Here is a 23,588-nt window from a genome sequence, read left to right as displayed (position 1 = left end):
CGGAAAATTGGTAGTTGCGGAGTTCCTGGTTTCTGGTTCCTGGTTTCTGGTTTGGATTTGCTGGTTTTTGACCATAAAAAAGGCCGGGCTTCTATTTTGGCCGAAGTCCGCCGACCTTTGATTATTCGGAGGCTGGAACCAGAGACGCAAAACCAGGAATCAGCAACCAGGAACTCCAAAACAGGAACCCCAAAAATATGTCCGACCAGCCCACCATTATCTTCAGCATGGCCGGGGTAAGCAAGATTTACCCGCCCCAGAAGCAAGTTCTCAAAAATATCTACCTCTCGTTTTTCTACGGTGCCAAAATCGGCGTGCTCGGCCTCAACGGCTCGGGCAAGTCGAGCCTGTTGAAAATTATCGCCGGCGTCGATAAGCAGTTTCAGGGCGAAGTCGTGTTTTCGCCCGGCTACTCGGTGGGCTACCTGGAGCAGGAGCCCCAGCTCGGCCCCGCCAAAACCGTGCGCGACGTGGTGGAGGAAGGCGTGGCCGAAACCGTGGCCCTGCTCAAGGAATTTGACGAAATAAACGAGGCTTTCGGGGCCGAAGACGCCGACTTCGACAAGCTGCTCGAACGCCAGGGAACGGTGCAGGAACGCCTCGACCAGCTCGACGCCTGGAACCTCGACAGCAAGCTGGAGCGCGCGATGGATGCCCTGCGCACCCCGCCGCAGGAGGCCATTATCGGCACGCTCTCGGGCGGTGAGAAGCGCCGCGTGGCGCTGTGCCGCCTGCTGCTGCAAGAGCCTGACGTGCTGCTGCTTGACGAGCCCACCAACCACCTCGACGCCGAAAGCGTGCTGTGGCTGGAGCAGCACTTGCAGCAGTATAAAGGCACCGTAATTGCCGTGACCCACGACCGCTACTTCCTCGACAACGTGGCCGGCTGGATTCTGGAGCTGGACCGCGGCACCGGCATTCCGTGGAAGGGCAACTACAGCAGCTGGCTGGAGCAGAAAACCGAGCGCATGGCCAAGGAGGAAAACACCGAAAGCAAGCGCGCCAAAACCTTGCAGCGCGAGCTGGAATGGGTGCGGATGTCGCCCAAAGCTCGCCAGAGCAAAGGCAAAGCCCGCCTCGCCAACTACGACAAGCTGGCCAGCGAAGAAGCCAAGGACAAGGAGCAGAAACTTGAGCTGTTTATTCCCGATGGCCCGCGCCTGGGTGCGCAAGTCATTGAGGCTGAGAACCTGCGCAAGGCTTTTGGCGACAAGCTGCTGTTTGAGAACCTGAGCTTTTCCCTACCCCAGGGCGGCATCGTGGGCATCATCGGGCCCAACGGCGCGGGTAAAACCACGCTTTTCCGCCTGATAACCGACCAGATGCAGCCCGACGCCGGCACCTTCGAGGTCGGCCCCACGGTGCAAACGGCCTACATCGACCAGCAGCACGACTCGCTCGACCCCAGCAAGTCGGTGTTCGACACCATCACGGGCGGCACCGAAACGATGCTGCTCGCCGGCCGGCCGGTGAATTCGCGGGCCTACGTGAGCAAGTTCAACTTCGGCGGCGGCGACCAGGAGAAGAAAGTCGGCACGCTCTCGGGCGGCGAGAAAAACCGCGTTCACCTGGCCATGACTCTTAAGCAGGGCGCCAACCTGCTGCTGCTCGACGAGCCCACCAACGACCTGGACGTGAACGCCATCCGGGCGCTGGAAGACGCGCTGGAAAACTTCGCCGGCTGCGCCGTTATCATCAGCCACGACCGCTGGTTTCTCGACCGGCTCGCTACCCACATTCTGGCCTTCGAAGGCGACTCGGAAGTGGTGTGGTTTGAAGGCAATTTCTCGGATTACGAAGAAGCCAAGCGCAAGCGCCTCGGCGACGTGGAGCCCAAGCGCGTTCGGTATAAAAAGCTGGGGTAGGGAGAATTTAATGACCCGCGCAGGGCCCGGTACTACGCAGCTAGTGCCGGGCCTTTTTTGCGACGTACTCGCGGCGGTTGCCACGCGCCGGCTGCCGGCGCTACTTGCCCGGTAGTTTTTTGGAAGCGGCGGGGCGCGCCCTGGCCGGTTTAGCCGCGCTGGGGGGGGTAGGGTAGCTAGCCAGAAAACTGATGAGGGCTTGTTGCAGGCTGGTCAAATGCGCCCGCAGCGGTTGGCCGGCAGCAGGGTGCTTGGCATGGTGCTTCACCAGGGGCAGCAGCCACGACGATGCCTCCTGCAGGGCATGCCGCGGGTCTGGTTGCGGGCCTAGCGGCGCAGCTCGGTAGCTGGCCAGGGTGAAAGAGCCATGCAGCTGGCCTGCCAGCTGCTGCTGCAACAGCGCCAGCTCGCGCAGGCTCGCCCCGATATCGCTCAGCAGCAAGGCATCGATTGCCTTTTTGGCGAGCTCATTCAGGTCGGCCCCGTAGCCCGGCACGCGCTCCCGAAACTGCGTCAGCGTCTGCTCGGCGGCAGTGCGCGCCTCGGCATCGGGGGCCGCCTTTGCCTGCTCAAGTAAGAGGGCTAGCTGTTGCGCCCATTCGTCGTAGCCGTGAATGGTAGTCCAGTCGATAGGGTCCATAATCTGGCAAAGGAAAAAAGTTAGGGATTTGCTAGCCGCTAGAGCTTGAGCGCGCGGATGTTATCAGTTGCTTTCTTAATGTCCTGGGCCTGGTCGAACAGCTCCTGGGTCATCAGGTGGTGCCGGGCCTGGTTGAGGCTGATGTGCAGGGCGCGGTGGCTTTGCGCCCAGCTGCCGATGAGGCCGGCGCACTTGCTGAGGAGTTGCTGGTTGCGCTCCTGCTCGGTATAGTAGGCCGCCAGGTGCTGCTCCGCATCCTGGTACAGCGCCAGCGTCTGCGGGTCGATAAGGCGAGTCTTGTAGTACGCCGCGCGGGTATCTAGAACCTGGTAGTACGCCTGGGCTGCCCTGGTTTCCCTGGCCGTAAGGGGCGGCTGCTTGCGGTATGCGCGCGCCAGCTCGGGGTCGAGCCTGGCCAACTCTTTGGCCGACGAAGCAATGTCTTTTTCGGCGCCGCCCGCCCTGTCGGGCGTCGCCAGCAGGGAGCGCGCCGCGTTTAGCTCCGCCATATTTTCGAGCACGTTAATGGCTTGGTTCTGAATGACTAAGGCGGCGGCGTAATATTTTTTGACCGGGTAGTACTGCCTGGTCAGGCTGTTTTCATAGAGCCCAACCGCTTTCGCATCAATGACCCCGAACAGGCGGATGCCCTTAGCTAGGTACCGGGCAATGCGCTGAATGGCCGAGTCCTGCGCCGCAACCTTGGCCGTCAGGGTATGGAGCGTCCTAATTCCCCCCAGGTCCTTGAGAATAGCCGCCACGGGCTCAGCCCCGAGCCCCACTGCCTGGCCCCACGGGCCGGCCGCCACCGCCAGCTTGCCGATGGCGCTCGTCACGGCCTCAATCCGCTTATCCCCCTTCACCCGCGCGTCAGTGATGGCCACCAGCGACGCCGCGTACGCATCGAGCGCCGGGGGCACCGCGCCAAAGGCCTTGGTAGCGGTGGCCAGTCGCTTTTGGAATTTGACCAAGGTATCGTGCTCGGTAGTGGTCAACTGTTGGGGCGTCAATAAGTCCAGGCGCTTAAAATCGGACGAAACCTGCTGGAGACTGGTGTTAATGGCCTGGCCCATGCTGCTGGTGGCATCGGCAAAAGGCTGCACGTCAGGTACCTCGCAGCCCGCCAACAGCACCAAAAACAGCGGCAGCCAGTAGTAAGCTTTCATAGGCGTTGCGGGGAAGAGGGAAAAAGCGCGGGGGCCTGGCTGCCGCAGGTGGCTACCAGCCGGGCGGCACGCCGGGCAAGTCGGCCAGGTTGTAGCCCAGCAGCGTGTCGCCATCGTCGGCCATCGCCACCAGCGTAAACGACCCGCGGGCCGCGAAGCTGTAGGTTGCCCTACCCCCCGCCGGGCGCTGGTCCACCAGCACTTCCACCGCCCGCTCGCTAAAAGTGGGGTGAAGCAGCAAGACAACTTTCACTTGCAGCGGCCTGGCGGCCGTGCCCGTTACCTGCGCCTGAATGACGTAAACGCCGTGCTCCAGAGGGCTCGGAGTCAGCAGCGTTACACTCAGCTTGCGGTCGGGCAGTTGAGCGGGCAGCTTCCCAAAGATGGTGGCTGTCGGGTCGGCGTTTTCGTCAACGGGCGCTTCCAGAAACGCCTTGAGCTTAGCCTGCCACTCGGTGCGGGCCGGGGGGGCGTCGGCTAGGGGAACGGCCAGGAATTTGGCGTGTAAACCAAGAGAAGCCAGGAGGGACACCGGGCTGCTGGCGTTCTTACTTGTTATCACGGCCGCCACGGCGGTTAGCGCGGTTTTTTGCTCACCAAGCTCCGTGTGCTGCTGCTGCTGCGCTTGCCCCAGGGCGGCCAGGTAGCGGCGCAGGTCAAAATCGAGGGTCATCTGAAGCGAGCCATAGTAGAGGCGCGTCCAGATGTAGCCGCAGGCAAGGCCCAGCGTACCAAACGTGACAACGACCAGCTGCGGCACCACCACCGAGCCGCCGGCCTCCTCTCGCACCAGCTTACCTACGCTGCCCAGCGCGCGCACCAGGCGATTCGCTTCGACCAGACCAACCCCAATAATTATTTTCGTGAGCCAGTCCGACACCTGCTCCAGGTTCGTACTGGGCTGGTCGGTGGCCAGGGAGCCGGTATTTGGGCCCTTCAGCGTCAGGTCGCGCTTGGGCTGGTCAGTATTGGGAATGCCGAATAAAAAGCCGATAATACCTCCCACGCACAGGCAGCCCAGCGCCAGGGCCAGGTACACCAGCCGTTGCGACGCCAGCGGCGGGTTGGCTACCGGGGCAGGCGGCAGCACCAGCAAAAGCAGCAAGCTGACAGCCAGCAAGGCGCTCATAGCCAGCCAGAAAGGCCGGGCTTGCCTGAGCAAGGCTGCCCGCCGTTGTTCGTCGGTAGAAGTGGGCGTCATGGGCGGGCGATGAACAAAGAAGGGGCGGGCTATAAAAAAAGAGGAGGTAGGGCTTCGCCGGGCGCTGCTGCCAGCGCTGAGCGCGCCACTTTTCAGGCCACCCAGCCCTCGCGCACGGCGCGGGCAGCCAGGCCCACCAGCGTGCGGGTGCCGGCTTTGTGCAGCAGGTTGCGGCGGTGGCTTTCCACGGTGCGCACGTTGATAAACAGGCGGTTAGCGATTTCCTCGTTGCAGTGGTCTTCTACCACCAGGCGCAGCACCTGCAGCTCGCGGGCGCTGAAGTGGCTGTCGGGCAGGGGGGTAGGGAGCTTGGGTAGCGGCTTGGTTTCGAGCAGCGCGTCGAGCCACGGGGCCAGGGCGATGGCCAGCGCCTGGGGCGCCACCTGGCTGGGCACCAGCAGCCGGGTGCCCGGCCACGCCAGCGGCGCGTTGCGCCGGCTCAGGGTATGCGGGTCGGCCAGCACCACCAGGCGCTGCGTAGGGCGCGCCTGGTGCAGCTGGGTCAGCAGCTCGGCCATGTGCAGGCCGGGCAGCGCGCCATCGAGCACCAGCAGGGCAAAGGCGTGATGCGCCACCAGGTCAGGCACTTGCGTGGCATCGGCGGTGAGGCTGAGCAGCAGCTGGGGCCAGCGTTCGCATAGCAGGGCTAGTAGTCCCTGCCGAAACAGGGTGGGGGCGGCCGCAATGAGGGCCGTCGCGGCAAGCGCGGTCATTGGACCCGCGCAAAGCGCTGGTTGCCGGCCAATGTCCCCTGGCCAATGCCTTGGCCCGACTCACGCAAACCCGAAAACCGGCAGAAAACCAGGAAATTACGCTGCCTGGCAGGCGTGGAAAAAGTCGTTTTCATAATAAAAAAGAAGAGTGGGTAAGGAAAATGTGCGGTAGCCTGGCTAAGCCGCTGCACCGGCCAGCGGGCCGCGACATGGCCAAGGCAGGAACTCATCTTATCAAAAGAGAGCCCGGAGCCAGCGAAATACTACCCGAAGCCGCCGCCCAAGAAAGCGGGTCAGCCGCCCAGGTCGGAGCGCGAATAGGCAAGGTGGTGTCGCCGGGTAGCCGGCCGGCAAAGCGCCGATGGGCGCGGCCTCGCAGAGCAAGGCGCGGGAGCAAAAACCGCTGGCGCGGTGGGCACGGAAAGCCCAGCCGCCAGCCTAAACAACAAGTATCCAGCCCGGCATCGGTAATCACCGGTGTAGCTGGCCCAATCGATTGAGATAGAGTGGTAAAGCGCTGCCAATGTACACGCTTTACTCCGTTAAAGCAATTGTTGGGGCTGAATAATTTCCAGCGCTAGCCACGCGCCCGCGGGCAGGGGGCCGGCGGGGTCGGCATCGAGCAGCAGGGCGCGCACCGGGGGCTCATTGCCGTAGGCCACTTCCTCCAGGGTGGCGGGCAGAGGTAGGGGCGGCTGGCCGGGCCGGTGCAGCCGCAAGGCCAGGGCCGTGTGCAGGGCCAGCGTGGTCAGCCAGGCCGGGGCCGGCGCGGCCGGCAGCACCAGCAGCCCCAGCCCCGGCACCCGCAGGCTGCGCGCAATAACAAAGGCGTGGGGAGGGGTAGGCACTGGCTGACGGCGCGCTACCACCAGCGCGCGGATAAAATAAAAAATGCCGCCGCCGGTGGGCGGCGGCTACGTATTCGTTTAAAAACAAACGAATAGTATGCTGCTGATAAAATGCTGCTAATCAGACAAAAATCTAATAGCCCGCGCTCATAATAAAGCCCTTGCGCTTGCCGTGCTTTTTGATGCGCGTGCCGGGCAATATCTGCATCTCCACCACCACGGGTATGCACGAAGTCAGCTTTACCTCCTGCGGGGCGTAGCCGGCGGCGCTCACCGAGAGGGTAGGCAGCTGGGTAACCTTGGGCGGGAGCGCAAAAAAGCCTTCCTGATTGGTAATGAGGATGATGTTGGTGCCTTTAACGGCCACGCTCACGCCGGCCAGGGGTTTTTCGTTGGCGGCCACGCGGCCGGTGTAGGCGGCGCAGGGCGGGGCGGGCGCGCCGCTGCCGGGGGCAGTTTGGGCAAGGACGGTGCTCGTGCCCGCCACCAGCCAACTCATTAAAAGAAAGGGAATAAGCTGTTTCATATCACTAAAAATGGCGGTTTGCCCACGGGCGTTGAGCCGAATAAAATCAAGAGTGGGAAGGAAGATACGGCCGGCCAGGGCAGTGCCGCCCCCGGCGGGTGCTCCGCTCAGAAAGCGTGCCGGGCTTGCGTTGGCGGCGGCGGCGGGGGTAGGGCGGCGCGGTGATACTTTCGTGCATGCGCTTTTTCTCAACCCTGCGGCGGGGGCTGCTGCCGCTGCTGCTGGCTGCGAGCCTGGGCCGGCTGGCCGCCCAGCCCGCGCCCCTGCCCTGCCTGCTGCTGCCCCTGCTCCCCGCCGAGCGCGTGCAAGCCGCCCAGCTCATTGTGGAAGCCGAAGTGCTTGATGCGCAAGGCGAATGGGACGCCACGCACCAGCATATTTTCACGCGGCAGCGGCTGCGCGTGTTTCGGGTGCTGAAGGGCGCGCTGCCCGACTCCGCCGCCCTACCCCTGCTGGTGGAGGGCGGCCAGGTGGGCCTGGCCCGGCAGGAGCTGACCAGCACCCTGCGCCCGCTGCCGGTGGGCCAGCAGGGAATCTTTTTTCTGGTACCCGCGCCGTGGCCGGGGGTAGGGCCGGCCTACGCAGCCTACGCGTCCAGCCAGGGCGTCATTACCTACAACCTGGCCCAGGGCACCGCTGCCGAGCCCGCCCGCGCCTACCCCACCTGGGCCGCCGCCCAGCGGCAGACCGAGGCGCTCAGCGGCCAGGTGCCGCAGCTGCTGCGGGCCAACCCGCGCCTGGCCGCCGCCGCCAGCCCTACCCCCCCCGCCACGACCCAACGCACGCTGGCACCCAGCATCACCGCCTTTAGCCCGGCCCAGACCACGGCCGGCACGGGCATGGTACTCACCCTGCGGGGCAGTGGCTTTGGGAGCAGCCAGGGCAGCGGAGGCGTCGATTTTCGCAATGCCGACGATGGGGGTGCCACCACCACCCGCGCCCTGGCCCGCGATTACCTGAGCTGGACCGACACCCAGATTCAGGTGCGGGTGCCGTCGCTGGCCAGCAATGCCCACCCCGCCGGCACGGGGCCTGTTACGGTCACGACCAGCGACGGCACCGCCACTACCACGGCCGCGCCGCTCACCATTGTCTATGCTCTTGCCAACGTCGATAACACGGCCAGCACCTTCGTGGACCGCCCCAGCCACGTGGCTACCAATGCCACGGGCGGCCTCACGTTTCATTTCAGCCCCAACTTTCGGAGCAATGCGGCGGCGGGCGCGGCCTGGCAGCGGGCGCTGGCGCAGTGGCGCTGCACCTCGGGCATCAACTGGGAGCTGGGAGCCGATGCCCCGGCCAACACCATCGCCTCAGACAATAGCAACGTCATCGCCTTCGATGATGGCACGCTGCCGGCGCGGGTGCTGGGGCGCACTACTTCTTATTACCAAGGCTGTTATAATGCGCAGGGCGAGGTCGTGTTCTATGTCTCCGAAATCGACCAGCAGTTTACCAACAGCCTGCCTTTTCAGTTTGGGCCGGCGCGGGCGGGGCCGGGGCAGTACGATTTTGAGTCGGTGGCCGTGCACGAGCTGGGCCACGCGCAGCAGCTGTCGCACCTCATCCGGCCGGGCGCTATTATGCACTACGGCATCGCGGCGGGAGCCAACCTGCGCACCCTCGACCCGGTATCGGACGTGGCCGGCGGGCGGCTGGTGCTGCGCACCCGCAGCTTTCGTAACCGGGGCTGCGGGGGGGTAGGGCTGCTGCCCGCGCCGCTCACGGCGCTGGCGGCAGCCCCCGCGCCCGGCCTGGTTTTCAGCACCCGCGCCGAGTGCTTCGTCACGGGCTTCGTGCTGGAGCGCAGCGCGGGCCTCGACACCACGGCGGCAGCGGCCGGCTGGCAAGTGGTGGCCGCCGCCGCCGCCGGGCAGACCAGCGGCCAATACACCCTCATCGACCCGCAGCCGCTGGCGGGCGGGCATTACTACCGCCTGGGCCTGCGCCGGCCCGATGGCAGCACCGACTACGCGGCACCCATTCCGCTCGGCACCGACGCCACCGCCGACGCGCAGATATTTCCCAATCCGCTCACCGGCAACGAATTGCAGCTCAGCTACTCCGCCGCCGCCAGCGGCGACCTGGTGCTGCGCTTCTACGACGATTTGGGCCGCTATTACCGGGGCCAGCGCGTGGCCGTGCAGGCCGGCCCCAACATCCTCACCCTCGACGCCACCGGCCTGCGCCCCGGCTTCTACCTGCTGCGCCTCACCAGCGACCAGGGCAGCCGCACTGTTAAGTTTATTCGGCTGTGAGTGAGGGGGTAGGGAATAATGGTGAGGGGTGAGCTGATGAGTAAAAGAACGTCATGCTGAGCTTGTCGAAGCATCTCGCTCGCCTCGTTGAACGGATTGAGGTTAGTGCAGCACGCGAGATGCTTCGACAAGCTCAGCATGACGTTCTTTTACTTTTCAAGCACGCTAGTTAAAGCTATGCCCTTTAGGGCAAGACTTTAGTTGCTACTCACATCTGGCGGTCGGGTAGCTTTGCACGATGAAGCAGCGGACAGGTAGTCATTCGGTTCATCGGTTAGAAGTGCATCTGGTCTGGAGCACCAAGTATCGTTATAAAGTACTGGTTGGCGAGGTGCAACTGCGTTGTCGGGACTTATTGCGGCAGACATGCAATACGCTGGACGTGCAGATTCTCAAAGGGGTGGTGAGTAAAGACCACATTCATTTGCACGTATCATATCCGGCTTCGTTGGGGGTGAGCGACTTAATGCGGCGGTTGAAAGGTCGGAGCGCCAAGCTCTTATTACAAGAATTCCCCGAACTCAAGCGCCGGTACTGGGGCGGTCATTTCTGGGGGATTGGGTACGGGGCGTGGAGCGTAGGTAACATCACGGACGAATTGCTAGAAGCCTATTTGAACCATCACAAAGACCAGCCGAATGGGGACGAGAATTTTATTCTGGAATAACCCACTTCCAGTGGAGGCTTTCAGTCGGCTTTAGCCGAAACTACCGAATTTCATTCGGCTTCAAACCTATGGACTTACAGTCCATAGTCGTTTAGTCACCACTTCACCCCCCACTACCTCACTATTTTACCACCTCCTTGCTCCCCGCAAACCGATAATCGCGCAGCTCCTCGGCGCTAAGGTTGCCGTTGAGCCACTCGCTTTCGATGGTGGCACCGAGCTTTTTGTAGAAGGCGATGGCGGGCTCGTTCCAGTCGAGTACCTGCCACTTCATGCGCTGGGCGCCCGTGCGCTGGGCTTCGGCCACCACGGCGTCGAAGAGCTGGCGGCCGTAGCCCCCGCGCCGGGCGGCCTCGGTCACCACCAGGTCTTCTAAGAAGAGCATGCGGCCCTTCCAGGTCGAGTAGGCGGTGTAAAATAACGCCAGCCCCACGAGGTCGTCGCCGTTTTCAAGCACGAAAAAGCCAAAAATCGGCGCGGGACCGAAGCCGTCGCGGCGCATCATGTCGAGGGTATTGGTCACGGCCTCGGGGGCGCGCTCAAACACGGCCAGCTCCTGAATGAGGGCCAGCACGCGGGGCAGGTCGGCTTCCTGGCCGCGGCGGAGGGTAGGGGAGGTTGTCATAAAAAATGCTAAAAGTCAACTACGCAAAAGCCTGGGTTAATAAGCTGCCCAGCAACTCACTAACCCAGGCCACTACCTGCTAAAAAACTCGTCTGAATCTGTAAAATCTGCTCAAACGCAGTTCAGCGCAGCTAATCAGCATAAATCCGCGATTCACATCTGCGGCTGCATCTTCTTGATATCTTCCACGGCGTTGGGCGCGCTCAGCTCGCGCATGGGGCTGTTGGCGGCGGGCGCGGGGGCTTTTTTGCCGCCGGTGGTGTCCACGGCCGCGGGCAGGGGGGGTAGGGGAGCGGTGGCTACGTCGTCGGGCGAAGAGCCCGTATTAGCCCCTTCGGGCGATTCATCATTGCAGGCCGCCAGAGACAGCGTCAGGACTGCCGACGCCAGCAGCGCGGGCAGGAAGCGTTTCATCATCATACAAGAAAGCCGGATTTAAGGCCGCAAGTTACGGCGGGAAAGTGTAGGGTAGGCCTTAGCCCGCCAGAGTAAATAAGGAGTGTGCGGTAAGCTTCAGCTTGCCGTTAAGGAGTGGGTACGGTCCCCTACCCCCCCAGCCAGCGCCGAAAACGGCCAGCTAAATCCCTCCCTGCCCCCGGCTCAGCAGCCAGCCGAGCCAGGCCGCCCGCGCCGTCCAGGCCAGCGTGCGCAGCCAGTTGGTGCGGGTGAGGCCGTCAATAGCCACGTAGTCGTAGCCGCTGGCCGCCAGCCGGTTGTGAAACGGCACCGCGATAAAAAACGTGGCGGCCCACACCGCCAGTACCAGCGCCAGCTGCCCCAGCGCCGGCCCCGCGCCCCAGGTGGGGTAGGCGGCCCAGGCCAGCCAGCTGGCCTGGGCCAGCTCCAGCACCATCGGCGCGCCCACCACCCAGCCCATGCCCTGGGTGTGGGCGGCGTGGTAGCGGCCAAATTCGGGCTTGCCCACCAGCGCCAGCGCCGGGTACGTCACGAGCTGCACCACCCAGATAACGCCGGTGAGGTAGGTGGCCAGCGTAAAATTGAGGAAAAGTAGGCGGGTAAGAGGCATAAGGCAGGGGGTATGGCGCGCGCGATTAGCATACGCGCCGGGCCGCTGGTTGGGTCGGGCCTGCGCAAAAACGGGGGTAGGCGACTCGGTCTTCAGGAGCCGTTCATCTGGGTGAGCTGCGGGAGCTTGCGCGGTGGCCGGGGCGGCGCTACTATTGTGGCCGTAAGGGCTTGCCCATCTTTTTGCTTATGAAAAATTACCTGTATCTGCCGTTGCTCGCCGCCCTGGCCACGGCCTGTAATTCGTCGTCCACGTCGTCGTCGGCCAGTGCGGGCAAGCAGCCCGACTTGCTGCGCGCCGCCCTCGACACGACGGTGGCGCCAGGCGACGATTTTTTCAGCTACGCCAACGGCACCTGGATTAAAAACCATCCCATTCCGGCCTCCGAAAGCAACGCCGGCATCGGCATTGAGGTGCAGAAGGAAGTGTATGCCCGCTTGCGCGCGACCAGCATCGAAGCCGCCAAAGCCAGCGCCGCCGCCGGCAGCAACCAGCAGAAAATCGGCGATTTCTGGGCCGTGGGCATTGATTCGGTGAAGGCCGATAAGCTGGGCTCCACGCCCATTAAGCCCGAGCTGGACCGCATCGCGGCCATCAAAACGGCGGCCGACGTGCCGGGCGTCATCGCCCACGAAATCCGGCTGGGCGTGCGCGCCCTCATCGGCCCGCGCGTGAACCAGGACGAGAAGAACAGCGACAAGATGGCGCTCTACCTCTACCAAAGCGGCCTGGGCCTGCCCAACCGCGACTATTATTTCAACACCGACAACCGCACCAAGGGCATCCGCCGCGCCTACGTGCGCCACGTGGCCAGCATGTTTAAGCTGCTGGGCCAGGACTCGACCACGGCCAATGCCAGCGCCGCCAAGGTGATGGCGCTGGAAACCACGCTGGCCAAGTCGTCGCGCAAGCTCGCCGACTTGCGCGACCCGTATAAAAACTACCACAAGATGACCCTGGCCCAGCTCGACAAGCTGACGCCCGGCATCAGCTGGAAATCCTGGCTGGGCCAGCTGGGCGTCACCAGTGTCGATAGCGTCATCGTGGGCCAGCCCGAGTTTTACCAGACCGTGGGTCAACTCCTGAAAACCAAGTCGGTAGATGACTGGAAGGCCTACCTCAGCTGGCAATTGGCCCGCGAGTACGCGCCTACCCTTAGTCAGCCTTTCGTAGAGGAGAACTTCCGATTCTACGGCACGCAGCTGCGCGGGGCCAAGGCCATGCGCCCCCGCTGGAAGCGCGTGCTCGACATGGAAGAAGATGCCCTGGGCGATGCGCTGGGCCAATTATTCGTGAAAGAATACTTCAAGCCCGAGGCCAAAGCCCGCTACGATACGCTGGTAAAAAACGTGATGTCGTCGTTTGCCCAGCACATTCAAAACGTGGACTGGATGAGCGCGCCCACCAAAGTAGTGGCCCTCAACAAGCTCCACGCCATTATGCCCAAAGTGGGCTACCCCACTAAGTGGAAGGATTATTCGAACCTGAAAATAGACCGCAGCTCGCTGGCCGCCAACGTGATGCGAGCCAACGAGTGGCAGTATAACTACCAGCTCAACAAGCTGGGCAAGCCCGTGGACCGCACCGAATGGGGCATGACGCCCCAGACATACAACGCCTACTACAACCCCAGCAACAACGAGATTGTGCTGCCCGCCGCCGCCTTCGCCATCCCTACCCTGCTCGACGCCGACGCCGACGACGCGCTCGTGTACGGCTACGCCGGGGCCAGCACCATCGGCCACGAGCTGACCCACGGCTTCGATGACCAGGGCAGCCAGTACGACGCCCACGGCAACCTTCACGAGTGGTGGAGCAAGGCCGACCGCCAGCACTTCAACCAACGGGTTAATGTGATTGTCAAGCAGTTCAATCACTACACGCTGCTCGATTCGATGCACATCAACGGCAAGGCCACGGCCGGCGAAAACATCGCCGACCTCGGCGGCATTGTCATCGGCCTCGATGCCTTTAAGAAGACCAAGGAATATAAGGAGGGTAAGAAAGTGGCCGGCCTCACGCCGGTGCAGCGCTATTTCCTGGGCTACGCCCTCGGCTGGCAAATGCACGTGCGCGACGAAGCCCTGGCTTCGCAGCTGCTCACCGACGTGCACTCGCCCGCCCAGTACCGCGTGAACGGTCCGATGGCCGACGTGCCCGCCTTTTACGATGCCTTCGGCGTGAAGCCTGGTCAGAAGCTGTACATTCCTGACTCGGCGCGGGTGAAAATCTGGTAGGGGGTAAGGTAAGCTTTAGCTTACCGTTTTAGCAGTTGCGGGCTACTGACGGCAAGCTAAAGCTTACCCTACACTCTTCCCTAAGGCCGGATAATGGTGTAGCGAAACGGGCCGCCGTGCGCGGCGGCGTGCGCCACCGCTTCGTTGGCCTGGGCCAGCGGGAAGTCGGTTATCTCTAAATCAGCCAGCGAGAGCAGACCGGCGCGGACGAGCGCCGCCAGCCGGGCCGGGGCTTCGCGGGGATACATGTAGTGGCCGCGCACGGTGATGCAGTGGCGCATGAGGTGGGCGTAGGGCAGGCTCAGGTCCACGCGCACGCCGCCCATGAGCACCACCGTGCCGTGGGGGCGCACCGCCAGGGCGGCGGCCCGCACCGGCGTCGCGTCGGGCAGGGGGGGTAGGAGGTCGAGCACCTTATCAATAGGGCCGGGAGCGGCCCGGCGCATCGCTTCGGTGTCGGCGGCTTCGTCGCCACTAAGCTGCACCGTTACCACGCGGGGGCCGAAGCGGCGCGTGAGGTCGGCCAGCACGGCCGCGTTGCGGCCGGGGGCCACCACGCAGGCCGCGCCCATTGCCAGCGCCACGGCCACGGCCGCGCTGCCGAAGTGGCCCGTCGCGCCGCTGATGAGCACCGTTTCGCCGGCGCGCAACTCGGCGGCCAGCAGGCCGCCGTAGGGCACGAGGCTGGTGCCCAGGGCGCACCAGCGGCCCGCGTCGGCGGGGTCCATATTTCCCAGCGGGGTAGCGTTTTCCAGCGGCAATAATTGCTGCTCGGCGAAGGTGCCGTGACGGAAGTGCGCTTGCAGCTTCAGGGCGGCGGGGCTGGGCGCAATCAGGCCCTGGAGCATAATGTCGGGCGCGGTGGCCTGGTCGCGGGCGCGCACGGTGGGGTCGCAGAATACCCAGTCGCCGGGCGCGAGGCGGGTGGCGTCCGGCCCCACGGCCCGCACCCGCCCGATGCCACCACAGCCCACGGCCAGCGGTAGCAGCATCGGGTATTGCCGCTGGCCGCCGTACACGTCGGCGGCGTAGGCGAGCACCGGCGCGGCTACTATATCCACTACCAGCTCGCCCGCGCCGGGCTGCGGGTCGGGTAACTCTTGAATTGTCAGGGGTTTGCCAAATTCTATCAGGACGGCCGCTTTCATTGCTTTGCGTGGGTTGGTTCGGCGCAAAGGTCCGGGCGGGCCGACTTACCAAATGGTAAAAAAGCCCCCTACCCCATGATTTTGCGCAGGCGGCTGAGCGACTGCGGCGTGATGCCCAGGTAGGAGGCAATCATGCGCTGGGGCACGTGCCGGGCAATTTCGGGCTGGCACCGCAAAAAGGTTTCGTAGCGAGCCGCCGCGTCCTGCCCCAGATAGCTCCGTTGCAGGTGCAGCTTTGCCAGCAGCTCGTGCTGAATGAGCTGCGCGAACAGGCCCGGCAGGTACGGGAGCTGTTGGCAGAGTGCTTCCAGCCGCACCTTGCTGATAACCAGCACGTGGGCCGGGCAAGCCGCCTGAATGCGCAGGGGTGTCGGCACCTGCTGCTCGAAGCTGGCCAGCACGGTGCAGAGCTGGCCAGCCTGCCGAAACGAATGCGTTACCTCTTTGCGCTGCGCCGGGTGCGCCACCAGGCGCAGCACGCCCTGCTCAATAAAAAACAGCTCCTGGCAACTGGCCCCGGCCTCCGATAACGCTTCGCCTTCGGCCACCGGCCGGCTGGCCCAGGCTAGCAGAAACTGCGCCTGGTCGGCCGCCGGGATGGCACCGAACGGCTGGAAAGCAGCGAGCAAAGAAGAAGCCATAGTAGCAGACAAAGTAGGCTGGCGCATACGCTGCTACCTCAACCAGGCCGGCCGCTCGCAGGTTGGGCCGTCCGGCCATATATGCTACCGTAACAAATTCCAATGAGTGAGTTTTTGATGAGAAAAAGGTTGACTATCTGCACGGTGTGACATTTCGTGACGAGCTACGTAAGAGCGGACAAACCCCGTTTTCTGCCCGCGCTTATGGCCCTCGCTGCTACCCTTACACCTACTGAAAACGTGCGCGCGCTCCTCGCTCAGCACGATTTTCGCGCCCTCAAAGCCGCCCTGGCCGACTGGCCCGCGCCCGACCTGGCCCGCTTCGTGGCCCAGCAGCCCGAAGCGCAGCTGCTTATCCTGTTCCGGCTGCTGCCGCTACATCAGGCGGCGGCCGTGTTTGGCTACCTGGCCCCGGTGGTGCAAAACCAGCTGCTCGGCCACCTGGCACCCGAGCAGGTAACGGCCATTCTCAACGACATGGCCCCCGACGACCGCACGGGCCTGTTTCAGCGCCTGCCGGCAGCCTTCGTCAAAACGCAGGTTGAGCGCCTGGCCCCCGAAGAGCGCCGCGTGACGCTGGAGCTGCTGGGCTTCCCGCACGACAGCGTGGGCCGCCTGATGACGCCCGACTACATCGCCATCAGCGACGACTGGACCATGACGCAGGTCTTCGACTATATTCGGCGGCACGGGGCTAGCGCCGAAACCGTGACGATGCTCTACGTGGTGGATGAGCATGGCAAACTGCTTGACGACGTGCACATTCGGGAGTTTCTGGTGGCCGAGCCCACGGCCCGCGTGCAGCAGGTGCGCAACAATATTTTCGTGTGCCTCGATGCCCTGCAAAGCCAGGATGCGGCCCTGGCCGACTTCCGCCGCTACCAGCGCGTGGCCCTACCCGTCACCAACGCGGCGGGCGTGCTGCTGGGCATCGTCACCCTCGACGACATCCTGACCCTGCGCGAGCGCGAAGACACCCGCGACATGCAAAAGCTCGGCGGCTCCGAATCGCTGGACGAGCCTTACCTGGAAATTCCGCTGGCTAAAATGGTGAAAAAGCGCGCCGGCTGGCTGGTCGTGCTCTTTCTGGGCGAGATGTTTACGGCCACCGCAATGGGCTTTTTTGAGGGCGAAATCGAGAAGGCCGTGGTGCTGGCCCTGTTCGTGCCGCTGGTCATCAGCAGCGGTGGCAATGCCGGCTCGCAGGCCACCTCGCTCATCATCCGGGCCATGAGCCTGGGCGAAGTAACCGTGGGCCGCTGGTGGCAGGTGATGCGCCGCGAGCTGCTGGCCGGCCTCGCGCTGGGCGTGATTCTGGGCATCGTGGGCACCATTCGCATTGCGCTCTGGCAGGGCCTGCACCTGCGCGACTACGGCCCGCACTGGGTGCCGCTGGCCCTGGCCGTGGGCTTCGCGCTGGTGGGCATCGTGCTGTGGGGCTCGCTGGCCGGCTCCATGCTGCCGCTGCTGCTGCGCAAGGTCGGCTTCGACCCGGCCACCTCCTCGGCCCCGTTCGTGGCGACTCTGGTGGACGTGACGGGGCTGGTTATCTACTTCACCGTGGCGTATCTCTTTCTGCACGGCACCTTGCTGTAGGGGCTTTGCCAGCGTTGCTCGCGCGGCGGGGGGTAGGGAGGCCGGCGACTTCTCCTTAAAACGTGCCGGCTTGTGGAGGTTGAGTTACCCGGCTTGTCTTCTTCTAAAATACATGAATTATTAATGAAATTCTAATTTGGCTTATGTAGGGAGCGTACTTTTGCGGAGCGTGGATTGTCCGTATGGCTCACCTTTTTGATTGAATGACTTTTTATTATGCGCGGGCGCTGACCGTGGCCGCTCTGGGCCTGCTGGCGCAGGCCGCTTTTGGGCAGGGCCAGGTGACGCCGCCCGCTTCCACGTTGCCCGCCCAAACACCCGCCGCTGCCTCGGCCCCCGATGCCGTGCACCGCGACGATGATGGCTGGAGCCTGCACTTCCAGCAGACGCTTATTCAGCAGTGGCACCAGGATTTGAGCCCGCGCTACGCGGGCGACCACAGCTTGCTGGCCCGCGAAAACGCCAAGCTCTCGTTCACCAGCACGCTCTTCATCGGGCGGCGGCTGTGGAAAAACGCGGCCGTGTATTTCAACCCCGAGGTGGCCGGCGGCAGCGGCCTGAGCGGGGCCACCGGCATCGGCGGCGCGCCCAACGGCGAAACCTTCCGCATCGGCGACCCCTCCCCGCAGCTTTATTTGGCCCGGCTCTACGTGCGCCAAATCTGGGCGCTGAATTCAGAAACGGAAGATTTTCCCGACGACCTCAACGAGGTGGCCGGCCGACGCCCGACCCACTACCTGGCCCTGAACGTGGGCAAGTTCAGCGTGGCCGACTACTTCGACCAAAATAGCTACGCGCACGACCCACGCACGCAGTTTTTCAACTGGAGCCTGATGAGCGCCGGCTCCTGGGACTACCCCGCCAACGTGCGCGGCTACACCGTGGGCGCGGTGCTGGAGTACATTACGCCCGCCCTGGCCCTGCGCGCCGGGGTAGGGGCCATGCCCGCTGATGCCAACGGCCCTACCCTCGACTACAACTACGCCAAGGCCCAGGCCCTGACCGCCGAGCTGACTAAGCCCTTCATCCTGAATGGCCACCCAGGGGCGGTGCGGCTACTGGGCTTCCGCAACCAGGCCGCGATGGGCAGCTACCGGCTGGCCGTGCAGGAAGCCGGCCCCGATGGTCCCGACGTGACGGCCGTGCGCGCCGACCGCCGCACCAAATACGGCTTCATCATCAATGCGGAACAAGAATTAAGCAAGGAAGTCGGCGCATTCGGCCGCTTCAGCTACAACGACGGCCACAACGAAACCTGGGCCTTCACCGAAATTGACCGCAGCCTGAGCCTGGGCCTCACCAGCACCGGCACGCGCTGGCACCGGCCCACCGACCGCCTCGGCGCGGCGGTCGTGGCGAATGGCCTCTCGGCGGCGCACCGCGCCTACCTGGCCGCCGGCGGCTCGGGCTTCATCCTCGGCGATGGCCAGCTCGCCTACGGCCTCGAATACATCGGCGAAATCTATTATAGTTTCGATTTTCCGCGCTACCACGCCGCCATCAGCCCCGACTATCAGATTGTGATTAACCCCGGCTACAACACCAACCGCCTGCCGGGGCCGGTGCATATCGTGGCCGTGCGCCTGCACGTGGAATTTTAAGGGGGGTAGGGATATCTTTACGCTAGCACTAGCCGGCTTCAATTATGGAACCCATCACGCAATTTTCGCAGCTTGACCTAAGCAAAAGCTATACTTACGCCGATTATCTGACCTGGAAATTTGACGAGTTCGTGGAGCTTATCAAAGGTCGTTTAATGCAGCCTATGGCAGGACCAAGCCGTTTGCATCAGGTGTACGCGCTCAATATGGCTGCCAATATCCGTCAGTTTTTGAAGGGTAAGAAGTGCCAAGTCTATATCGCGCCATTTGATGTGCGCCTGACTACGGGCGGTGTAAATGGCGACCAGCAGATTACCACCGTCGTGCAGCCTGATATCTGCGTGGTTTGCGACCTGACTAAGCTGGACGACCGGGGGTGCCTGGGCGCGCCCGATTGGATTATCGAAATCGTGTCGCCCGGCAATACGGCCCGCGATACCAAAACCAAGTTTGACCTCTACGAGGAAAGTGGCGTGCGCGAGTACTGGATGGTGTATCCGGGCATGAAAACTATAACGGCCTACGTGCTTGATAACGACCAGTATAAGCTGGCTGGGGAATATATCGAACCGGGGCTTATTTCGGTCGCCACCGTGCCCGGACTGGCCCTGGAATGGACCGAGATTTTTGCTGAAGACTAATCGGCTTCCCGCAACCGTAACCGGCGGGCTGCAACTGCGGGGCCGGTGGCGGTGTTCTTGCGCTTTGCTACCCTTGCTTTACTGATGAAAAAACTGTTGTTTGCGCTGGCTTTGTGGGCAGCGCTGCCGTTGGCCGGCCGGGCCTGGGGCGTGGAAGGCCACCGCGCCATCGGCATTATCGCCGAAAACCACCTCACTGAAAAGGCGCGCCGCCAGGTGGCCGCCTTGCTCGGCACGCAGTCGCTGGCGATGGTCAGCACCCTGCCCGACGAGATGCGCTACCTGCCCGAGTACAAGGATACCGCGCCCTGGCACTACGTGAACACGGCGATGGGCCTGGGCCACGACCAGTATCTGCAAGTCGTGAAAGCGCAGACTACGCCCAATGCATATAATGTCTTATTGATGAAAATAAAGGAGATGAAAGACCCGGCGCTGAACAAGGCGCAACGGGCCGAGGCGCTCACCTTCGTGGTGCATATCGTGGGCGACATGCACCAGCCCATGCACACCGGGCGGGCCGAAGACAAGGGCGGTAACGACATCAAAATGACTTATCGGGGCAAGGATACCAACCTGCACAGCCTCTGGGACAGCGGTCTGCTTGATTACCAGGGCCTCACCTACACCGAGCTGGGCCAGCAGGACAGCGCCGTGCCTACCCCCCTTATCAAGACCTGGCAGGCCACGGCCGACCCCGCCGACTGGCTCTTCGAGTCGTACACCATCGCCGGCCAGCTCTACGCCGAGGCGGCCCAGAATCCGAATCCCGACTTTCGCTACTACCCCGCCCACGCCGACGAGCTGAAGCAGCGCATTCAGCAGGCCGGCATCCGGCTGGCGGGCGTGCTGAATGAGGCGTTTAAATAGGCTCGTCGCGCTGTTTTGGTCAATAAAAAAGGCCGCCGCTCCCAGCAGGAGCGGCGGCCTTTTTCGTTCGTAATGCACTTAGGCTGAAATAGTCAGCGCGGGCGACATTACCGAAGTAAAGAGCCAAAGTTACGCTAGCCTCCCTGACAGACGCAAACGACGGACTAGCCGCAACTTTTTTTTAACCTGCCAGCGATGCCCTAAAAGGGCCTAAAATCCTGGTCTGCCGCAGAAAATATTTTTTTGCTCAAGACTGGCAAAAGGTTTTTTGTAAATGATAACATGGCCGCTAAAAAGGAGCGCGTAATTTTGCATCGTGAACGCACTCAACCACCAGTGGATGAAGCGTGGGACGGCCGAACAAGCCGTTCTGCGAGAAGACCGGAAGGCCGTTGGCCCCGTTTTTCAGTCGTTCTGTGATTCGCTTTTCGTTTCGTTTTTTTGATTCACCGCTTCATTCGTTTGAAGCGGTTTTTTTGTGCCCGGCCGGCGCGTGAAGGTTTTAAGGTTTCAGGTTTTTTTTAGTTTTTCTCAACTACAAATTCCCCTCATCAACTCCATTATGGATACCAACACGCTTTCCCCGAAAGTAGCCGCCGCTACCGTTTCCTCTACCGCCGCCCACGCCGGCAACCGCAACCTGAGCACCGACCCCAAGCGCATGGCCGTGATAAAGGTGTGGGACTCGATGATGCGCGGCGCGCGCAAATACTGTGAGGAGCAGGGCTTTGTGACGGTTCACAACATGCCCCACATCGTGGGCGTAACCGGCGCTTGCGAAAATACCGACACCCTGTTTACCCTGGACTGGTACGACGGCAAGAAGATGTTCCTGCCGCAGAGCAATCAGCTCTACATCGAGATGCTGACCCAGGCCGTGGAAGGCGGCCGCGTGTGCGGCGAAATCCAGAGCTTCCGCAAGGAGCTGAACGCCGACAACCGCCGCCTGGCGCAGTTCACCCTGTTTGAGATTGAGCATATCGGCGACCTCGACGAGCTGCTGGGCCACCTGGCCGGCATCGTGCACAGCGCCGCCCGCGAGGTAGCCATCAAGTGCGCTAAGGAGCTGGCCCTGTTCGGCCGCGACCCGCTGGATATTATCGACCTGACTTTCAAGCGTAAAACCTACGCCGAGGCGATTGAGCTGCTGAAGCCGAACGGCTTCCCCGACTTGCAGTGGGGCGACGACCTGGGCGCGGCCGAGGAGAACCGCCTGACTGAGCTGGAGGGCCCAATTTTCATCACCCACTACCCGGCCGACATCAAGTTCTTCAACATGCGCAACAACGACGACGACCCCCGCGTGGTGAACAGCAGCGACTTGCTGCTACCCCTCGCCGGCGAGTCGGCTGGTTCGGCCGAGCGGGAGTTTGACGGGGCCAAGCTGCGCCACAAGCTGGAAACCAGCTCGATGCTGGCCGGCCTCATTCGCCAGGGCATGAAGCTCGAAGATTTCGAGTGGTACCTGAGCTTCCACGAGGAGCACGACGTGAAGCTGCACAGCGGCGCGGGGGTAGGGATGGCGCGCGTTGCGCAGTTCATCCTGGCCCAGACGGACATCCGCGAGTGCGTGCCCTTCCTGATTAACCGCGACAACGTTATTTAAGCAACTGACTACAAAGCGCCCGGCCCAGCCGGGCGCTCTTGTTTTTACCCGGTTTGGAGCGCGGACGCTGCGAGCCCGCGCACAGTATCACCCGAACGTTGCCACGCGCGAATTCACAGAGTCCACGTTACATCTTGCTACTATGCAAAAGCTCCTCCACCGCGTTGCCCAGGCCAATACGCTGCTCTGCGTGGGCCTCGACCCCACCGGCTCGGACGAAGACGTGACGCGCCGCCTACCCCAGGTCATCGCCGAAACCGCGCCCTACGCTGCCGCTTTCAAGCCTAACCTGGCCTTTTTCCTGAGCCGGGGCAATGGCACGCAGCTCTTGCGCCAAGTGGTGGCCGCCGTGCCCGAGGGCATCCCGATTATTCTGGACGGTAAGTTTGGCGACATCGCCAACACGGCCATGCACTACGCGCAGTTTGCCTACGACGTGGTAGGAGCCGATGCCGTGACCGTGAACCCCTACATGGGGGCCGATGCGGTGGTGCCCTTCGCTCGGCCCGGCAAGTTTGTGTTTGCCCTGGCGAAAACCTCGAATAAGTCGGCCGTGCAGGACGCCGTGCTGCAATCTGGTGAGCCGGTGAGCGACTTCACCGCCAAAATGCTGGCCGGTTTGGATTCCACGCACGGCAACATCGGCCTAGTAGCTGGCGCAACCGACGCGGCGGCGCTGGGCCGGCTGCGGCAGCTGTGCCCGGCGCAGTGGTTTCTGGTGCCCGGCATCGGCGCGCAGGGCGGCGATTTAGCCGCCGTGCTGGCGGCCGGCTTATTTGCTGATGGTACTGGGCTGCTGATTAACGCCTCGCGCAGCATTTGGCAGGCGGAAGATGCGGGCGATGCGGCGCGGGAGTTGATGAACGAGATAAATGCGCACCGGCCGGTGATAGCATAAAAATAAACTAAAAGAACGTCATGCTGAACGCAGTGAAGCATCTTGTCAGAATTGTCGGCTGACGTGGCTGAAGCGCCCAAGATGCTTCAGCCACGTTTAACATGACGTTCTTCTTTCCTCTTTGAATGGATAATACCCAACAACTCACCCCCGGCCTACCCCCCGCCGAAGTCGCCAGCATTATCGAAGCGCAGCTGCGCGCCGAAGGCGCGCTGCTAAGCGGGCATTTCAAGCTCTCGTCGGGGCTGCATTCTGATACTTACGTGCAATGCGCCCGCTTTTTGCGCAAGCCTGATTTGGCCGCGCCCGCGATGGCGGTGCTCGCCAAGCGCCTGCGCGACGCTGGTATTATGCCCGATGTGGTGGTAGGCCCAGCGATGGGCGGCGTAGTGGTGAGCTACGAACTGGCGCGCCAACTCGGCGTGCCATCACTTTTTACGGAGCGCGATGCGAATGGCGAAATGATTTTGCGGCGTGGCTTCACGCTGGCCCCCGGCGATAGGGTAGTTATTGCCGAAGACGTAGTTACGACGGGCAAAAGCACCCTCGAAGTAGCCCGCGTTTTGGGCGAAATGGGGGTCGAAGTACTGGCAGTGGCCTCCTTAATTGACCGGACGAATGGTGCGGCGCAGCTTCCGTTCCCGAACTTTGCGCTGTTGCCGGTGCGGGCGGCCGTGTTTGCGGCCGATGCGGTGCCGCAACACCTGGCCGGGATTCCGGCCGTGAAGCCCGGCAGTCGGCCGGACTCGAAGTAGCGCGGGCGTTCAGTCCGCGAAGCAGGAAATAGAAGGGGTCGCGGATTGAAAATCCGGGC

The 23,588-nt window shown here is 62.9% G+C and carries 23 protein-coding genes; 11 read left to right on the top strand and 12 right to left on the bottom strand.

Annotation, left to right across the window (positions count from 1 at the left end; translation table 11 throughout):
- Positions 1–197 precede the first annotated feature (197 nt).
- Positions 198–1,865 (top strand): energy-dependent translational throttle protein EttA, encoded by a 1,668-nt coding sequence (locus tag A0257_13430; GenBank protein AMR27992.1) that lies wholly within the window; start codon positions 198–200, stop codon positions 1,863–1,865.
- 100 nt (positions 1,866–1,965) lie between these two features.
- Here A0257_13430 and A0257_13425 read toward each other — a convergent pair whose 3' ends face one another.
- The 7 genes from A0257_13425 to A0257_13395 all read right to left on the bottom strand — a co-directional run bounded on the left by A0257_13425 (position 1,966) and on the right by A0257_13395 (position 6,959).
- On the bottom strand, positions 1,966–2,505 hold the full coding sequence (locus A0257_13425; protein AMR27991.1) for a hypothetical protein: 540 nt from the start codon (positions 2,503–2,505) through the stop codon (positions 1,966–1,968).
- A 38-nt stretch (positions 2,506–2,543) separates the two neighbouring features.
- The gene (locus A0257_13420) at positions 2,544–3,671 is read right to left on the bottom strand and encodes a hypothetical protein (GenBank protein ID AMR27990.1); all 1,128 of its coding nucleotides are present in this window, start codon (positions 3,669–3,671) and stop codon (positions 2,544–2,546) included.
- 52 nt (positions 3,672–3,723) lie between these two features.
- The gene (locus A0257_13415) at positions 3,724–4,872 is read right to left on the bottom strand and encodes a hypothetical protein (GenBank protein AMR27989.1); all 1,149 of its coding nucleotides are present in this window, start codon (positions 4,870–4,872) and stop codon (positions 3,724–3,726) included.
- 92 nt (positions 4,873–4,964) lie between these two features.
- On the bottom strand, positions 4,965–5,585 hold the full coding sequence (locus A0257_13410) for a hypothetical protein (protein AMR27988.1): 621 nt from the start codon (positions 5,583–5,585) through the stop codon (positions 4,965–4,967).
- Entirely contained in the window at positions 5,582–5,815 is a 234-nt protein-coding gene (locus A0257_13405) for a hypothetical protein (GenBank protein AMR27987.1), read from the bottom strand. Before A0257_13405 ends, A0257_13410 begins: the two co-directional genes overlap by 4 nt.
- A 312-nt stretch (positions 5,816–6,127) precedes the next feature.
- Entirely contained in the window at positions 6,128–6,433 is a 306-nt protein-coding gene (locus tag A0257_13400; GenBank protein ID AMR27986.1) for a hypothetical protein, read from the bottom strand.
- Between the two features lie 133 nt (positions 6,434–6,566).
- Positions 6,567–6,959: a hypothetical protein gene (locus tag A0257_13395; protein ID AMR27985.1), complete on the bottom strand. Its 393-nt coding sequence runs from the start codon at positions 6,957–6,959 to the stop codon at positions 6,567–6,569.
- Between the two features lie 176 nt (positions 6,960–7,135).
- On the opposite strand from A0257_13395, the gene A0257_13390 reads away from it, so the two are divergent.
- The gene (locus A0257_13390) at positions 7,136–9,217 is read left to right on the top strand and encodes a hypothetical protein (GenBank protein ID AMR27984.1); all 2,082 of its coding nucleotides are present in this window, start codon (positions 7,136–7,138) and stop codon (positions 9,215–9,217) included.
- Between the two features lie 238 nt (positions 9,218–9,455).
- A complete protein-coding gene (locus A0257_13385) occupies positions 9,456–9,884 on the top strand; it encodes a transposase (GenBank protein AMR27983.1) in 429 nt (142 codons plus the stop codon).
- Between the two features lie 121 nt (positions 9,885–10,005).
- Here the strand turns inward: A0257_13385 and A0257_13380 are convergent, their stop codons facing one another.
- The 3 genes from A0257_13380 to A0257_13370 form a co-directional block, all read right to left on the bottom strand.
- Positions 10,006–10,509 carry a GNAT family acetyltransferase gene (locus tag A0257_13380; protein AMR27982.1) on the bottom strand — a complete coding sequence of 168 codons (504 nt, stop codon included), beginning with the start codon at positions 10,507–10,509 and terminating at the stop codon, positions 10,006–10,008.
- A gap of 153 nt (positions 10,510–10,662) precedes the next feature.
- Positions 10,663–10,923, bottom strand: a complete 261-nt coding sequence (locus A0257_13375) for a hypothetical protein (protein ID AMR27981.1) — start codon at positions 10,921–10,923, stop codon at positions 10,663–10,665.
- A gap of 163 nt (positions 10,924–11,086) precedes the next feature.
- The gene (locus tag A0257_13370) at positions 11,087–11,536 is read right to left on the bottom strand and encodes a hypothetical protein (GenBank protein AMR27980.1); all 450 of its coding nucleotides are present in this window, start codon (positions 11,534–11,536) and stop codon (positions 11,087–11,089) included.
- 188 nt (positions 11,537–11,724) lie between these two features.
- Here A0257_13370 and A0257_13365 point away from each other — a divergent pair, with 188 nt between their 5' ends.
- Positions 11,725–13,773 (top strand): metalloendopeptidase, encoded by a 2,049-nt coding sequence (locus tag A0257_13365; protein ID AMR27979.1) that lies wholly within the window; start codon positions 11,725–11,727, stop codon positions 13,771–13,773.
- An 80-nt stretch (positions 13,774–13,853) separates the two neighbouring features.
- On the opposite strand, the gene A0257_13360 is transcribed toward A0257_13365, so the two are convergent.
- Together A0257_13360 and A0257_13355 are read right to left on the bottom strand one after the other, a co-directional pair.
- A complete protein-coding gene (locus A0257_13360) occupies positions 13,854–14,921 on the bottom strand; it encodes an alcohol dehydrogenase (GenBank protein ID AMR27978.1) in 1,068 nt (355 codons plus the stop codon).
- Positions 14,922–14,989: 68 nt separating this feature from the next.
- Positions 14,990–15,562, bottom strand: a complete 573-nt coding sequence (locus tag A0257_13355) for a hypothetical protein (GenBank protein AMR27977.1) — start codon at positions 15,560–15,562, stop codon at positions 14,990–14,992.
- Positions 15,563–15,766: 204 nt separating this feature from the next.
- Here A0257_13355 and A0257_13350 point away from each other — a divergent pair, with 204 nt between their 5' ends.
- From A0257_13350 to A0257_13320, 7 genes are all read left to right on the top strand, one after another.
- The gene (locus A0257_13350) at positions 15,767–17,158 is read left to right on the top strand and encodes a magnesium transporter (GenBank protein ID AMR27976.1); all 1,392 of its coding nucleotides are present in this window, start codon (positions 15,767–15,769) and stop codon (positions 17,156–17,158) included.
- Between the two features lie 281 nt (positions 17,159–17,439).
- Positions 17,440–18,759 carry a porin gene (locus tag A0257_13345; protein ID AMR29759.1) on the top strand — a complete coding sequence of 440 codons (1,320 nt, stop codon included), beginning with the start codon at positions 17,440–17,442 and terminating at the stop codon, positions 18,757–18,759.
- Positions 18,760–18,803: 44 nt separating this feature from the next.
- Positions 18,804–19,400, top strand: a complete 597-nt coding sequence (locus tag A0257_13340; GenBank protein ID AMR27975.1) for a restriction endonuclease — start codon at positions 18,804–18,806, stop codon at positions 19,398–19,400.
- A gap of 84 nt (positions 19,401–19,484) precedes the next feature.
- Positions 19,485–20,270: a hypothetical protein gene (locus tag A0257_13335; GenBank protein ID AMR27974.1), complete on the top strand. Its 786-nt coding sequence runs from the start codon at positions 19,485–19,487 to the stop codon at positions 20,268–20,270.
- A gap of 562 nt (positions 20,271–20,832) precedes the next feature.
- Entirely contained in the window at positions 20,833–21,876 is a 1,044-nt protein-coding gene (locus A0257_13330) for a hypothetical protein (protein AMR27973.1), read from the top strand.
- Positions 21,877–22,018: 142 nt separating this feature from the next.
- A complete protein-coding gene (locus A0257_13325) occupies positions 22,019–22,774 on the top strand; it encodes a hypothetical protein (protein AMR27972.1) in 756 nt (251 codons plus the stop codon).
- Positions 22,775–22,953: 179 nt separating this feature from the next.
- Entirely contained in the window at positions 22,954–23,529 is a 576-nt protein-coding gene (locus A0257_13320; GenBank protein AMR29758.1) for an orotate phosphoribosyltransferase, read from the top strand.
- Positions 23,530–23,588: the final 59 nt, after the last annotated feature.

The sequence above is a fragment of the Hymenobacter psoromatis genome, assembly GCA_001596155.1.
Classification (GTDB): Bacteria; Bacteroidota; Bacteroidia; order Cytophagales; family Hymenobacteraceae; genus Hymenobacter.
Note: the sequence above shows the minus strand (reverse complement) of the source record. Positions and strands in the feature narration are given on the sequence as shown.